The following is a 13008-nucleotide window of genomic DNA, read 5'->3' as shown; positions in this document are numbered from 1 at the left end:
CCTAAAACACTTATACCTGCTGGTTCGATTTCGAGTCGGTCAGTCGTCCGAGGCGGGGGCGGGCGCCGGTTCGGCCTCCGCGAGCGCGTCGAGGCACTCGACCCACTCGTGCATGTGTTCGCCGACGTAGGTGAGGAACTCCCCGTTGATGTAGTCGTTCTCGTGGTCGACGAGCGCCCGCGCCATCGCCTCGTACGCCTCGGCGTAGGTGCTCGCCCCCTCTCCCGCGTCGTCGACGATGTGCCAGACGTGTTCGTTGAGTTCGAGCGCCGGGACCTCGTTGTTCAGGTCGCTGAACGTCGAGCGCTCCGCCTTGTTGTGCTCACAGAGCGGGTAGCCGTTGTAGACGGTCGTCCCGAGGAGGTCGCAGGCGCGCTTGAGGAAGACGCCGCTCCAGATGTCGTCGAACCGGCCCACGTCCCAGGGGTTGTCGTCCATGGGCAGCTGGTAGAACGCGGGGACGACCTCGCGGCGGAAGGCGAGGTTCATCGAGCAGACGGTGAGGTAGTCGCCCTCGCGGGCGACGAAGTCCCCCTCGAAGTCCTCGCGCGTGGTCCGGGTCTGTGCCTGCCCCCTGAGGTCGCCGTCCATGAGGATGCGGACGGCGTCGAGGTCCGGGACGTTCGTCCAGAGCCCCTGGGAGGCGACGACGCGGTCGACGCGCTCGGTGCCGACCTCGACGGACTCGTCCATCGCGCTGTAGGGGTAGCCCCGGGGGTAGAGGCCGTGGTCGTCGGCGTTCTGCCAGAGGACGTTCACCCAGCGCTCGTCGCTCCCGACGGCCGTCGCCTCGCCCTCGAAGGCGAGGTTCTCGAAGTGTCGCCCGAAGAAGTCGAAGTCGGGATGGGGGAGCGTGTCGTCGTCGATGAAGACGCCGTACTCGAACTCGGGGTTCGCCCACAGGTAGAGCAGTCCGAAGCTCGTCTCGGCGTGGCTGGCGGCGGGGACGAGGTGCGAGTACGCCTCGATACCGTGCTCGGCGTACCACTGCTCGCGGCGACTCCCGTCGAACACCGCCCCCGAGACGTCCTCCTCGGCGAGCAGGTCGCGCATCGCCCCGACGTCACAGAAGTCCTCCGTGACGAACAGGACGTGGAGTCGGTCGAGGTCGAACCCGTGTGCGCGGGCGTTCTCGAAGTACGCTCGCATGCACTCGAACTCCCGGATCGTGGGGACGATGACGCAGGTGTCGGCGGTCATTCCTTACTCCCCTAGTTTTAGGGGTACCTAAAATAACTGCCGTTCTCGACGGGCGCACTCCTGACAGCGGTTCATCGTGTCGTGGGAATACGTTCCATGATATAAAATCACACACCTTGGTCGTTACCGGTACACAATAGCTCTCTGTAGCCCGATACTCGGTGCCGTTCAACTGATTGACGTGTTATATGTATTCGACCTACTTTCTACTAGGCCATATTAGGACAAGCCTTTCATACGGCTCGCAGTGACCACCGCAACAACGGTGCGCGGGTTCATCTCCGATGTCGGCTTCGGGCTCCGACCGGGGTGAACGGGCGCGACAGACACCACACCATGACACTCGAATCACAGACGTGCGTCGTCACCGGCGCATCACGCGGTATCGGGAAGGGAATCGCCTGCGAACTGGGCGAGCGCGGCGCGAACGTCGTCGTCAACTACCGCTCCTCGGAGGCGGAGGCGTACGACGTCGTGGACGACATCGAAGCGAGCGGGGGGAGCGCCATCGCCGTCCAGGCCGACGTCTCGGACCTCGACGCCGTCGCGTCGATGTACGAGGACGTCTCGCGCGCGTTCGGGCCCGCCGACGTGCTCGTCAACAACGCCGGTCTGACCATCGACAAGACGTTCAAGAACATGACCCGCGAGGACTGGGAGCGGGTGATGGACGTGAACCTCGGGGGCGTCTTCAACTGCACGAAGACGTTCTTCGGCGACCTCCTGGAGGCACCCGACGGCCGACTCATCAACATCTCGAGCGTGGTGGGCCAGCAGGGCAACTACGGCCAGGCCAACTACGCCACCACGAAGTCCGGCCTCTTCGGCTTCACGCGGACCATCGCCCTGGAGATGGCGCGCTCGGGGTCGACGGCCAACTGCGTCGCCCCCGGCTTCGTCCGCACCGACATGCTCGACGACGTCCCCGAGCGCATCCAGGAGAAGATCATCGAGCGCATCCCCCTCAACCGCTTCGCGGAGGTCGAGGACGTCAGCGGCATCGTCCGCTTTCTCGCCAGTCCCGAGTCGAGCTACATGACCGGGCAAATCCTCGCCATCAACGGCGGCATGGAGTGGTGAGATGAGCGAGGAACTCCATCGCACGGCGGAGGAATCCCCCGTCGAGGAGCTCCGTAGACGGCGCGAGCGTGCCCACCTCGGCGGCGGGGAGGCGCGCATCGAGCGCCAGCACGAGAAGGGGAAACTGACCGCCTGCGAGCGCGTCGACTACTTCCTCGACGACGGCACGTTCCGCGAACTCGACACCTTCGTCGAGCATCAGTCGACGAACTTCGACATGGCAGAGAAGCGCTTCCCGGGCGACGCCGTCGTCACCGGACGCGGCGAGGTGGACGGCCGTCCGGTGTTCGTCTTCGCCCACGACTTCACGGTCCTCGGGGGGTCCGTGGGCGAGGCCGTCGCCGACAAGGTGTGCAAGGCGATGGACATGGCCGTCGACGCGGGCGTTCCCGTCGTCGGCCTGAACGACTCGGCGGGCGCGCGCATCCAGGAGGGCGTCGACTCGCTCGTCGGCTTCGCCCGCATCTTCCGACGCAACACGAAGGCGTCCGGCCTCGTCCCGCAGATATCGGGTATCATGGGTCCGTGTGCGGGTGGGGCGACCTACTCCCCCGCGCTGACCGACTTCACCGTCATGGTGGAGGACACCAGCCACATGATGATTACGGGGCCGAACGTCATCGAGACGGTCACCGGCGAACAGATATCGAAGGACGAACTCGGCGGCGCCACCACCCACGCCTCGACGAGCGGCGTCGCCCACATGACCGCCCCTTCCGAGGAGGCGGCGCTCGACGACATCCGCCACCTCCTCTCGTACCTCCCGGCGAACCACCTGGAGGACCCGCCGCGCTACGACACCGGCGACGACCCGGCGCGCTCCTGCGAGGCGCTGTCGGCCATCGTCCCGGAGGAACCGCGGAAACCGTACGACGTCGTGGACGTGGTCGACGAACTCGTCGACCGCGAGACGTTCTTCGAGGTCCACGGCGGCTACGCCCGCAACCTCGTCGTCGGCTTCGCCCGCCTCGACGGCCGGCCGGTGGGCATCGTCGCCAACCAGCCCCGGGCGAACGCCGGCACCCTCGACATCGACTCGAGCCAGAAGGGTGCGCGCTTCGTGCGCTTCTGTGACGCCTTCAACCTCCCCGTCGTGACGCTCGTCGACGTGCCGGGGTTCATGCCCGGCACCGACCAGGAGCACAACGGCATCATCCGCCACGGGGCGAAGCTCATCTACGCCTACGCCGAGGCGACCGTCCCGCTGGCGACGGTCATCACCCGGAAGGCCTACGGCGGCGCCTACATCGTGATGGGGTCGAAGGAACTGGGCGCGGACGTGAACTACGCCTGGCCCGGCGCCGAGATGGCCGTCCTCGGCCCCCGTGGCGCCGTCAACATCCTCTACCGCGACGAACTGCGCGAGGCCGAGGACACCGACGCCCGCCGCGAGACCCTGATGGACGAGTACCGAGCGGAGTTCGCCAACCCGTACAAGCCCGCCCAGCGGGGCTACATCGACGACGTCATCGAGCCGCAGGAGACGCGCGAGCGGCTCGTCGAGGACCTCGCGCTCCTCGAACGCAAGCGCGCCGACGGCCCGCCGAAAGACCACGGCAACATCCCACTGTAACCATGTCCACCGAAGCCCACACCCACGTCCACAGCATCGACAGCGACGCCGAGACCGCCCTCGACGCCGAACCGACCGACCAGACCGTCGACGTCCCCACGGAGGCCGGAACCGTCTCGGTCTCGATTCCGGCGGACGCGAGCGACGAGGAGGCCGCGGCGCTCGTCTGTGCCGTCCAGGCCCACCTCGCCGACCGGCGGGCGGCCGCCGCCCGGGAGTCGACCCCCGAGACGCCCGACCGCTGGTCGCTCGCGGGTCGCTACGGCTGTCGCACCCGCTGTGACCTCCCCCGGACGGTCGCGCGCGGCGAGGAGTGGAAGATGGCCGGCCGCGCCCGCGGCCGGCGCTGACGCCGGCGAACCGCCAACACTTATCAGGGTTCAAAGTGCATCCCGCGTCATGAGGCACGACAATGAGTGACAGTATCGAGACACCACGCGACGGGACGTGGTTCCAGGGGGAGCGATGAGGGACGCGACGGAGGGACGGCGATGACGGACGTCGCCATCGTCGGTGCGTCGATGACCCAGTTCGGCCAGCGCGACGGCTGGGTGTCCGACCTGCTCGCCGAGGCCGGCCAGGCGTGTCTGGAGGACGCGAACGTCGCCCCACACGAGATAGACCACCTGTACGTCTCGAACATGGCGAGCGGCGAGTTCGAGGGACAGACGGGCGTGCCGAACATGCTGGCGCACGACCTCGGCGCGATTCCGGCGTACACCCAGCGCGTGGACCAGACGTCCTCCTCCGGTGGCGCGGGCATCTACGCGGCGTGGCAGTCGGTCGCCAGCGGCGCGAGCGACATGACGCTGCTCGTCGGCGGCGAGAAGATGACCCACTGTACGACGAAGGAGGCGACGGACGTCATCGCGTCCATCACCCACCCCGTCGAGTACAAACACGGCGTCACGCTGCCGAGTTTCGCCGGCCTGACGGCCCGGCTCTACCTCGACACCTACGACGCGCCGCGCGACAGCCTCGCGCGCGTGGCGGTGAAGAACCACAAGAACGGCGTCGACAACCCCCACGCGCAGTTCCGGAAGGAGGTCGACCTCGACACCGTCCTCGAGTCGCCCATCGTCGCCGACCCGCTCCGGCTGTACGACTTCTGTCCCATCACCGACGGGAGCGCGGCGCTGCTGTTCTGTCCCGTCGAGGTGGCCGAGGAGTACGCCGACGACTACGTCCGCATCGCGGGCGTCGGCGGCGCGACGGACACCCACGTCGTCCACGAGCGTGCCGACCCGACGACCATGGGCGGCGTCGTCGACAGCGGCGAGATCGCCTACGAGATGTCGGGCTACGGTCCCGAGGACATCGACGTGGCCGAACTCCACGACATGTTCACCATCCTCGAGTTCCTCCAGAGCGAGGACCTCGGCTTCTTCGAGAAGGGCCACGCCTGGGAGGCCGTCGAGGAGGGCGTCACCGAACGCGACGGCGACCTGCCCATCAACACCTCCGGCGGCCTGAAGTCCAAGGGCCACCCGCTGGGCGCGAGCGGCGTCGCACAGGGCTACGAGATATACACGCAACTCGTCGGCGAGGCCGGCCCGCGGCAGGTCGACGCGGAGGTCGGTCTCTGCTGTAACGTCGGCGGGTTCGGCAACTGCGTCATCACCACCATCATGGAGGCGGGACAGTGACGATGGAGGCGACCCGGTACGCCGACGGCAGCATCAGCTACCCCGGTCACCCGGTCGGCCCCGACGGGAGCGAACCGGTCGAGACGGTCGACCTGAGCGAGTACACCGCGACGGTCGTCACCTGGACGACCAGTATGTCGGCACCCCCGGGCGTGCGCGAACCGAACCACCTCGCCATCGTCGAGTTCGACGTCGACGGCGAACCCGTCCGCGCCCTCGGCCAGCTCACGGAGGCGAGCGTCGACATCGGCGACGAGGTCCGACCGGTGTACGCCGACGACCTGCGCGACCCGAACGCGGGCATCCGCGAACCCGAGAGTCAGACCTGGGACGGCTACCGGTTCGAACCGGTCGAGTAGGACTACTCCTCCTCCTCGTCGGGCGACGACGACTCGTCCCCCTCCTCGTCGCCACGCACTTCGTGACGAATCGCGTCGAGTTCCGCGTCCACGTCCACCCCGGGCGGGGCGTCCGTCGCGTCGCCCGCGTCGCGGTCCGCCCCAGTTCGTTCCGCCTCGTTCTCGTCCTCGCGGCGGTCCTCGACGGCGATGGAGATGGGGCCGTCGGCGTCGTCGGCGTCCGTCCCCGCGTCGCGCCGCGACGGGTCGTCCCTCACGTCGTCGACCTGTCGGGTCGGTCGCGACCGTCCCCGGAGCGCGTCGTCGATGTCGCGGCGGAGCGTGCGCGCCTCTCCGAGCAGGTCACGGGCGTCCTCGTCGGTCGGCTGGCCCTCCAGCGCGTCGCCGAGGTCCGAGAGGACGGCGTCGACCCCGTCGAGCGCGCGCTGGCCGGCGCGGGTGACCCGTTCGCGGTCGGCGTCGCCCCGGGGGAGGTCCCGCCCGCCCGCGATGCGGAGCAGTCCCTGGAGCAGTTCCAGCGCGCGGATGTTCGCCTCGAGGAACGAGACGAGCGTCGGGATGGTGTACTCCTCGGTGAACCGGAGGAACTCCCCGGGACGCGGCGGCGTTCGACGGCGCGGCCGTCTCTCCCGCCCGCCGAGGCCCTCTCGCTCGTCGAGGTCCGCCAGTTCGTCGCGGAGGGCGTCGAGCGTCGCCGCGAGGTCGTCGACGCGCGCTTCGAGGTCGTCGTCGCGGGGCCGATTGCTCATGTGTCGGCGTTGGCGCGCCGAGGCAAACGTGTGTCGACCGTTCGGAAGTGAGACGTGTCCTATTCTGCGAGAGTCCCGACTCTCTCCACAATCCTTATTATATCCTACCACGGACTATTCGAAAGAATAGGTATGACTGCAGAATTCGGGGCAGGTGCGTTCGCACAGGCGCTCGCCGGGTTGAAGCGCCGCGGAAGCAGCCTGCTCGTCGTCGGCGCGACCTGCGGCCGGTCCCACCTCTCGGCGTGCCGACGACTCCTGGGGGAGGACGACGAGGGACCGCGTCGGCGCGTCGTCGTCCTGACCGACGGTGTCGCGAACCTCGACGACCGGGTTCCCGAGACGGGTCAGGGCGACGACACGCTCACCGTGTTCGACCGACGACCGGCGACCCGGAGCGCGGCCGCGGCGACGGTTCCCTCCGAGGGACTCCCGACGACGCTGGGCGCACTCGAACGCGACGTCGTCGACGCTATCGAGACGTTCGACCGGGCCGCGGAGGGACTCGCCCCGGCCGAACTGCGCGTCTGCGTCGACTCGCTGCGACCGCTGGTCGAGGGGTACGACGAGGCGGACGTGGAGTCGTTCGTCGAGGGCATCACCGCCGCGACCGTCGAGCACGGCGGGATGTGTCACGTCCACCTCCCGGTCGGACGCGACAGCGAGACCGTCGAGCGCCTCGAGCCGTACTTCGCCGCGACCATCGAGCTACGCGAACTCCACGTCCCGCGGACGCTGGCGGACGACTCGCCGCACGTCACGACCGAACAGCGCTGGCACCTCCACGACGAGGAACTCAGCACCGACTGGCTCCCGCTCTAGGGGGACCAAAACCTTTTAGCGTTTAGGCGTGCCTAATTCGCGTAATGGCAGCACCGGCACCGAGTTCAGCGCCCGCCGACCGCTCAGTGACGGCCCACTACCCGTCGCCCGACCGCACCGTCTTCACCGAATCAGGTAACGCCGACGGCTGGATAGCGACGGACGTCGTCGTCGACGTCGAGGAGTAGCGCCCGCACGACGGCTCTCGCTTTCTCGTCCTATCTCGGTCTCTCCGCTCTCTCGGATCACATCCGCCACTCCGAGCGACGCCGTCGCTGGTCGCGCGCAAAAAACGGGAGAAGGTGTGGACCTCAGTGGGTCGCTTCTTCGAGCACCAGCGTGTCGTCCTCGAGGTAGTGTTCGATGTGGTGGGCGTCCTCCTCGACCTGCGCCAGGATCTCGCGGAGGTGCTCTTCGGTCGTGTAGTCACCGAGGTTGGAGGCGAGTTCGATGTGGTCGCGCATCGCCTCGATGATGTCGCCGTACATCTCGAGGTCGTTCTGGAGCGACGTCCGGACGTCGTAGACGTCCTCGCCCTCGAACTCGACGGTGGCACGCTCCTCCTGGTTGGCCGGGCCGGCGACGGGGACGCCACCGAGCGCCTGGGCGCGCTCCGCGATGACGTCGGCACCGAGTTCGACCCGTTCGTAGGCCTCCTCGAGGAACAGGTGCAGGTCGCGGAACTCCGCACCCTCCACGTTCCAGTGGTGCTTCTTCAGCTGGTGGTAGAGGACGTAGGCGTTCGCCAGGTCCGTGTTCAGCGCGTCGATTATCTGTTCGGACCGGTCCTTGTCGATGCGAAGGGAGTTCTCCTCGACCTCGTCGGCAAGCTGTCGAACCGCTTCTTTCTGGGTGCTCATCTCGTTTCTAACCTCGGGCGCGACCCACTTAAAGATTACCGTCTGAGAAAAATTATTTCGGGAAGCCAAAAGCCAGTTTCCCATCTGAGTACTATTTTGACAGAATCGTGAAACAATCGTGCTCTCCCCGGCACGTCCCGAGGCGGCCCCTATCGACGGACCAGAACGAGCGGCCGGTGGTCGCTCGGCTCGTCGTCCGGCCTTCGCTCGTCGTCGCGGCCAGCCACGTCCGGGCGCCGTTCGGCGGTCACCGCGTGGACGGTCGTCACCGCCGCGCGCGTCGCGTCGTCGAACCCGCAGCGGTCGGCGAAGTGGTCCCAGACGCGTCGCTCGACGCGCAGGTAGTACGCCTCGGGCGTCCGTTCGACCAGCGGGTCGAACCGGAAGGCGCGTCGCCACTCGTAGACGAGGCCGTCGACGCTGACGGCGCGCTCGGCCGCGTCCTGTACCGCGTCGAGTCCGCGTCGGACCGCCGCCGCGTCCAGTCCCCGTTCGGCCGCGGCGGCCGACACGACTTCCTCGTCGAACACCGCGCCGAGCGTCCTCTCCATGCGACGGGTTCGACCGGCGCGGATAAATAGGTCGCCGCGCGCTCAGCGCTCCGCCGTCGCGACCTCCTCGTCGTCGTGGTAGACGACGGCCCGGTCGGGGCCGTCCTCCCGGAGGCCGAACGTCGCGTTGTAGGAGATGTCGATGACGCAGTCCTCGCACTCCCCCGGCCCGTCCTCCGAGACGTACCGCTCGACGGTGGCCGTGAGTGTCCCCGACTCGACGGTCACGTCGCCGAGGCGTGCCCGGTAGCAGGCGTTGTCCCCGCTGATGACGCCCTCCACCTCGACGCTGCTCGCGGAGGGGAACGTGATGGTCGCCTCCTCGGCCCCCTGCCCGCAGTTGGACGACCGCGCCTGGAACTGCGTCGACCCGACCGAGTTGCTCTCGCTCCCGCCGCTCTCGTTCGACTCGTCGCTCCCGCCGTCGGTCTCGTTCTCGTCGTCCTCCGGGGGCGCGTCCGTCGCGTTCTCTCCCTCGTCGGTCTCGTTCTCGTCGTCCTCGTCGGTCCCGTTCGACTCCCCTTCGCTCGCGTCGTCGGTCGGTTCGGTCCCGTTGGTCTCGTTCTCGTCGGTCTCGTTCTCGTCGGTCTCGTTCCCGTCGCCGGTCGAGTCGGCACCCGAACACCCGGCGAGCGCTCCCGCGAGTCCCACCGCAACCGTCCCCAGTACGGTACGTCGGTTCATACCGCGGCCTCATCGTCCAGCATGAAAGCAGTTACGCTGGTGTCAGTATCGGAGGGGGACTTATACCGACGGGCGCCGCGAGACGCGATATGCATCAACGCGCCCAGGAGTTCAGCGCGCGAGCGCGCGACGAGTACGACTTCGACCCGTCGGTCACGGAGTTCCCGGAGGGGACGCGGACGGCCGCCGACGCGGCGGCAGCCGTCGGCTGTGACGTCGCCCACATCGCCAGTTCCATCGCGCTCCGGGCGGCCGACGACCTCGTCGTCTGTGTCACCAGCGGCGCCAACCGGGTCGATATGACGAAGGTCGCCGGGGTCCACGGGGTGGCGCCCGACGCCGTCGAGATGGCCGACCCGACCGCCGTCCGCGAGACGCTCGGGTGGTCCATCGGCGGCGTCCCGCCGTTCTGTCACGACCGGGCGGTCCCGGTCTACCTGGACGAGACGCTCACGGAGTACGAGACGGTGTGGGCCGCGGCCGGTACCCCCGAGGCGGTGTTCCCTATCGACCCCGACCGCCTGCGCGAGCTAGCGGGTGCGACGGTCGTCGACCTGCGCGAGGAGTGACCCCGCGCGCTCGGGGACGCCGAGGTGGGCGGCCCCCGCGGCCAGCACGAACCCGGCGATGGTCACCAGCACGATGATGCCGCTCTCCTGGAGGCCGAAGTAGTACGAGACGACGATGCCGGCGACGACGGCCACCTCGGCGACGACGACCGCGAGCGCGAGCGACTGGCGAAAGCTCGTCGCCACCTGCGCCGCCGCCGCCACCGGGACGACGAGCATCGCGGCGACGAGGATGACGCCCATGATCTGCATCGCCGCGACCACGACCAGCGCCGTGAGCACGACGAGCAGGCGCTCGTAGCGACGGACGTTCACGCCCGCGACGCGGGCGGCCGTCTCGTCGAAGGTGACGTAGAGCAGTTGCCGGTAGGTGACCGCGACGGTCCCGACGACGGTGGCGGTGAGCACGACGAGCAGGCCGACGTTCGCCCGCGTGACCAGCGAGAGGCTCCCGAAGAGGTAGTCGCGGATACCGACCGAGAGGCCGCCGCTGTCGAGGCTCATGATGACCGTCCCGAGGGCGAACCCGCCGAAGAGGACGATGGCCATCGCCACGTCGCCGTAGGCGTCGGTGTACTCGGCGATGGCCTGCACGAGCAGCGCGCTCCCGACGGCGACGACGAGCGCCGCGACGTACGGCGAGACGGGCGACGCGAGGCTCGTCCCGACGACGAGACCGATGGCGACGCCCGCGAAGGCGGTGTGCGCGAGCGTCTCGCCGATGAACGCGAGGCGCCGGTGGACGAGGAACGTCCCGATGAGGGGGGCGATGACGCCGATGCAGAGGCCGGCGAGCAGCGCCTGCTGCATGTAGCCCGCACAGAAGACGTCGCCCCCGACGACGACCCGGCCGGCGGTACAGGCGGCCCCGCCGAACAGCCCCAGTAACCAGTCGAACAGCCCCTCGGCGAGCAGGCCGACGGCGAGTATCGAAGGGGAGAGCGACGCCGCACCGGTCATGGGTGGTCGTGGTGCAGCGTCCGCTGGTTTGCACCGTAGGCGTCGGTGAGGGCGTCGCTGTCGGTGAACGCACCCGGGTCGCCGTGGAAGAACACCTCCCGGTTGATGCAGACGATGCGCGACGCGCGCTCGGTGACGACGCCGATGTCGTGCTCGATGAGGATGACGGTCATCGACCGTTCGTTGAGGTCGGCCAGGAGGTCGTAGAACGCCGCCCGCGAGTCGGCGTCGACGCCGACGGCGGGTTCGTCGAGCGCGAGCAGGTCCGCCTCGCTCGCGAGCGCGCGCGCGATGAACACCCGCTGGCGCTGGCCGCCCGAGAGCGCGCCGATTCGCCGGTCCGCGAGGTCGCTCACGCCCACGGTCTCCAGCGCCTCGGCGACCGCGGTACGGTCCTCGCTCCCGAACCGGCCGACGCCGACGTGCGGGTATCGCCCCATCCGGACCACCTCGCGGACCGTGATGGGCATCTCGCCCGCCGCCCGGGTCGACTGCTGGGCGACGTAGCCGACGCGGGTGCCGTCGTCGTGTTCGTGGGCCGGTTCGCCGAACAGTCGTGCGGTTCCGCGGTCCGGCCGGAGGAGACCGAGCATGAGCTTCAGGAGCGTGCTCTTGCCCGACCCGTTGGGGCCGACGAGGCCGAGGAACTCGCCGTCCTCGACGGTCAACGAGACGTCGTCGACGGCCGGCACGTCGCCGTACGCGAACGTGACGGCGTCGACCTCGACCGGGTTCATGCTCCGAGTGCGGTCCGGAGGCTCTTCAGGTTGACCTCTCGCATCACGTCGAGGTAGCCCCAGCCCTCCTCCTCCCACTCCTCTCTGAAGCCCGCGAGCGCGGTGATGGGGAGGACCTCGGTCGCGTCGGTCTCCTCGACGAGCTGGGTCGCCGCCCGGTCGGACTCGAACACCGGCGCGAGGACGTACTCGATGCCCTCGCGCTCGATTATCTCCTGGGCGCGCCTGACGTCGCTGGTCGTCGGGGAGTCGTCCGGCGAGAGGTCCGTCAGCGCGTACACCTCGAAGTCGTAGCGCTCGCCGAGGTACTGGAACGCGTTGTGCCCCGCGACGAGGACCGCCTCCGCCGACCGGTCCGACAGCGCCTCCTCGAACTCCGCGTCGAGGGCGTCGAGCTCCTCTGCGAAGGCGTCGGCGTTGTCACGGAGCGTCCCCTCCTCGTCGGGGAAGTGCGCGACGAACCCGTCGCGTATCGTCTCGACGGCCACCACCGCGCGCGTCGGGTCGAGCCAGAAGTGCGGGTCCTCGCCCGAGTGGTCGTGGCCGCCGTCGCCACCGTCGCTCGTTTCGTTCTCGTGACCGCCCTCGTCCTCGCTGTGGTCGTCCTCGCTGTGGTTCTCCTCGCTCTCGTGGTCGTGTTCGTCTTCGCTGTGGTTACCTTCCTGATGCCCGTCTTCGCCGTGCTCGTCTTCCTCGTGGCTGTGGTTGCCCTCGTCCTCCTCACCGTGGTCCCCCTCGTGGTCGTGTCCGTCCCCGCCGAGGAGTTCGACGCCCTCCCGTGCGGCGACGACGCTCACGTCCGCGTCGTCCTCCTCCAGACTGCGGACCACGTCGTCGGCCCACGGCTGGAACCCCTCGCCCATGTAGAGGAACACCTGCGCCTCGCGTACCTCGCGCTGGAGGTCCGAGGAGGGTTGCCAGCCGTGGCCGTGCTGCCCGAACGGGACCAGCGTCCCGACGTCGAGCGCGTCACCCCCGACGCGCCCGCCGAAGTCGCCGAGGACGTAGAACGACGCCTCGACCGCGCTCGCCTCCTCGCCGCCGGCGGGGTCGACGCTCCCGAGACACCCGGCGAGCGCACCTGCCGTCACCGTAGCCGACGTCGCGAGTAGCGACCGTCGCGTGAGTTGCTCCATGCTATAACAATATTATAGATCTAGTTAATAAGATTCACTATCCAATGGAGAGGGATTGTTACTCTCGTGTCGGGCGCCACGT

Annotated in this window: 16 protein-coding genes; 8 read left to right on the top strand and 8 right to left on the bottom strand. The window is 68.6% G+C overall.

Going from position 1 to position 13008, the window contains the following annotated elements; genetic code table 11:
• Window positions 1-39: 39 nt before the first annotated feature.
• A complete protein-coding gene (locus P1Y20_RS05055; RefSeq protein ID WP_304447569.1) occupies window positions 40-1200 on the bottom strand; it encodes an alpha-1 4-glucan-protein synthase in 1161 nt (386 codons plus the stop codon).
• 336 nt (window positions 1201-1536) lie between these two features.
• Here P1Y20_RS05055 and P1Y20_RS05050 point away from each other — a divergent pair, with 336 nt between their 5' ends.
• From P1Y20_RS05050 to P1Y20_RS05030, 5 genes are all read left to right on the top strand, one after another.
• Window positions 1537-2280 carry a beta-ketoacyl-ACP reductase gene (locus P1Y20_RS05050; RefSeq protein ID WP_304447568.1) on the top strand — a complete coding sequence of 248 codons (744 nt, stop codon included), beginning with the start codon at window positions 1537-1539 and terminating at the stop codon, window positions 2278-2280.
• Between the two features lies 1 nt (window position 2281).
• Window positions 2282-3853 (top strand): acyl-CoA carboxylase subunit beta, encoded by a 1572-nt coding sequence (locus tag P1Y20_RS05045; RefSeq protein ID WP_304447567.1) that lies wholly within the window; start codon window positions 2282-2284, stop codon window positions 3851-3853.
• Window positions 3854-3855: 2 nt separating this feature from the next.
• Window positions 3856-4203, top strand: coding sequence for a DUF8022 family protein (locus tag P1Y20_RS05040; protein ID WP_304447566.1), 348 nt, complete (start codon window positions 3856-3858; stop codon window positions 4201-4203).
• A 141-nt stretch (window positions 4204-4344) separates the two neighbouring features.
• Window positions 4345-5499 (top strand): thiolase family protein, encoded by a 1155-nt coding sequence (locus tag P1Y20_RS05035; protein ID WP_304447565.1) that lies wholly within the window; start codon window positions 4345-4347, stop codon window positions 5497-5499.
• The gene (locus P1Y20_RS05030) at window positions 5496-5858 is read left to right on the top strand and encodes a Zn-ribbon domain-containing OB-fold protein (RefSeq protein ID WP_368662135.1); all 363 of its coding nucleotides are present in this window, start codon (window positions 5496-5498) and stop codon (window positions 5856-5858) included. Before P1Y20_RS05035 ends, P1Y20_RS05030 begins: the two co-directional genes overlap by 4 nt.
• Window positions 5859-5860: 2 nt before the next feature.
• Here the strand turns inward: P1Y20_RS05030 and P1Y20_RS05025 are convergent, their stop codons facing one another.
• Window positions 5861-6607 carry a DUF7547 family protein gene (locus P1Y20_RS05025; RefSeq protein ID WP_304447564.1) on the bottom strand — a complete coding sequence of 249 codons (747 nt, stop codon included), beginning with the start codon at window positions 6605-6607 and terminating at the stop codon, window positions 5861-5863.
• 132 nt (window positions 6608-6739) lie between these two features.
• Here P1Y20_RS05025 and P1Y20_RS05020 point away from each other — a divergent pair, with 132 nt between their 5' ends.
• Entirely contained in the window at window positions 6740-7429 is a 690-nt protein-coding gene (locus P1Y20_RS05020) for a DUF7504 family protein (protein WP_304447563.1), read from the top strand.
• 44 nt (window positions 7430-7473) lie between these two features.
• Complete coding sequence (locus P1Y20_RS05015) at window positions 7474-7617, top strand: hypothetical protein (protein ID WP_304447562.1); 144 nt, start codon at window positions 7474-7476, stop codon at window positions 7615-7617.
• A 123-nt stretch (window positions 7618-7740) separates the two neighbouring features.
• Here P1Y20_RS05015 and dpsA read toward each other — a convergent pair whose 3' ends face one another.
• From dpsA to P1Y20_RS05000, 3 genes are all read right to left on the bottom strand, one after another.
• Entirely contained in the window at window positions 7741-8289 is a 549-nt protein-coding gene (gene dpsA, locus P1Y20_RS05010) for a DNA starvation/stationary phase protection protein DpsA (protein ID WP_304447561.1), read from the bottom strand.
• Between the two features lie 149 nt (window positions 8290-8438).
• Window positions 8439-8840, bottom strand: coding sequence for a DUF8048 family protein (locus tag P1Y20_RS05005; protein WP_304447560.1), 402 nt, complete (start codon window positions 8838-8840; stop codon window positions 8439-8441).
• A gap of 42 nt (window positions 8841-8882) precedes the next feature.
• Window positions 8883-9524 (bottom strand): hypothetical protein, encoded by a 642-nt coding sequence (locus P1Y20_RS05000; protein ID WP_304447559.1) that lies wholly within the window; start codon window positions 9522-9524, stop codon window positions 8883-8885.
• Between the two features lie 89 nt (window positions 9525-9613).
• On the opposite strand from P1Y20_RS05000, the gene P1Y20_RS04995 reads away from it, so the two are divergent.
• Entirely contained in the window at window positions 9614-10093 is a 480-nt protein-coding gene (locus tag P1Y20_RS04995) for a YbaK/EbsC family protein (RefSeq protein WP_304447558.1), read from the top strand.
• Here the strand turns inward: P1Y20_RS04995 and P1Y20_RS04990 are convergent.
• From P1Y20_RS04990 to P1Y20_RS04980, 3 genes are read right to left on the bottom strand one after another with little or no spacing between them, the layout of a single operon-like run.
• A complete protein-coding gene (locus P1Y20_RS04990; RefSeq protein WP_304447557.1) occupies window positions 10055-11053 on the bottom strand; it encodes a metal ABC transporter permease in 999 nt (332 codons plus the stop codon). The two genes, P1Y20_RS04995 and P1Y20_RS04990, sit on opposite strands and share 39 nt — an antisense overlap.
• Window positions 11050-11790, bottom strand: coding sequence for a metal ABC transporter ATP-binding protein (locus P1Y20_RS04985; RefSeq protein ID WP_304447556.1), 741 nt, complete (start codon window positions 11788-11790; stop codon window positions 11050-11052). The genes P1Y20_RS04990 and P1Y20_RS04985 overlap by 4 nt, the downstream gene beginning before the upstream one ends.
• A complete protein-coding gene (locus tag P1Y20_RS04980) occupies window positions 11787-12926 on the bottom strand; it encodes a metal ABC transporter substrate-binding protein (RefSeq protein ID WP_304447555.1) in 1140 nt (379 codons plus the stop codon). The genes P1Y20_RS04985 and P1Y20_RS04980 overlap by 4 nt, the downstream gene beginning before the upstream one ends.
• Window positions 12927-13008 lie beyond the last annotated feature (82 nt).

The sequence above is a fragment of the Halomarina ordinaria genome (assembly GCF_030553305.1).
Lineage (GTDB): Archaea > Halobacteriota > Halobacteria > Halobacteriales > Haloarculaceae > Halomarina > Halomarina ordinaria.
Note: the sequence above shows the minus strand (reverse complement) of the source record. Positions and strands in the feature narration are given on the sequence as shown.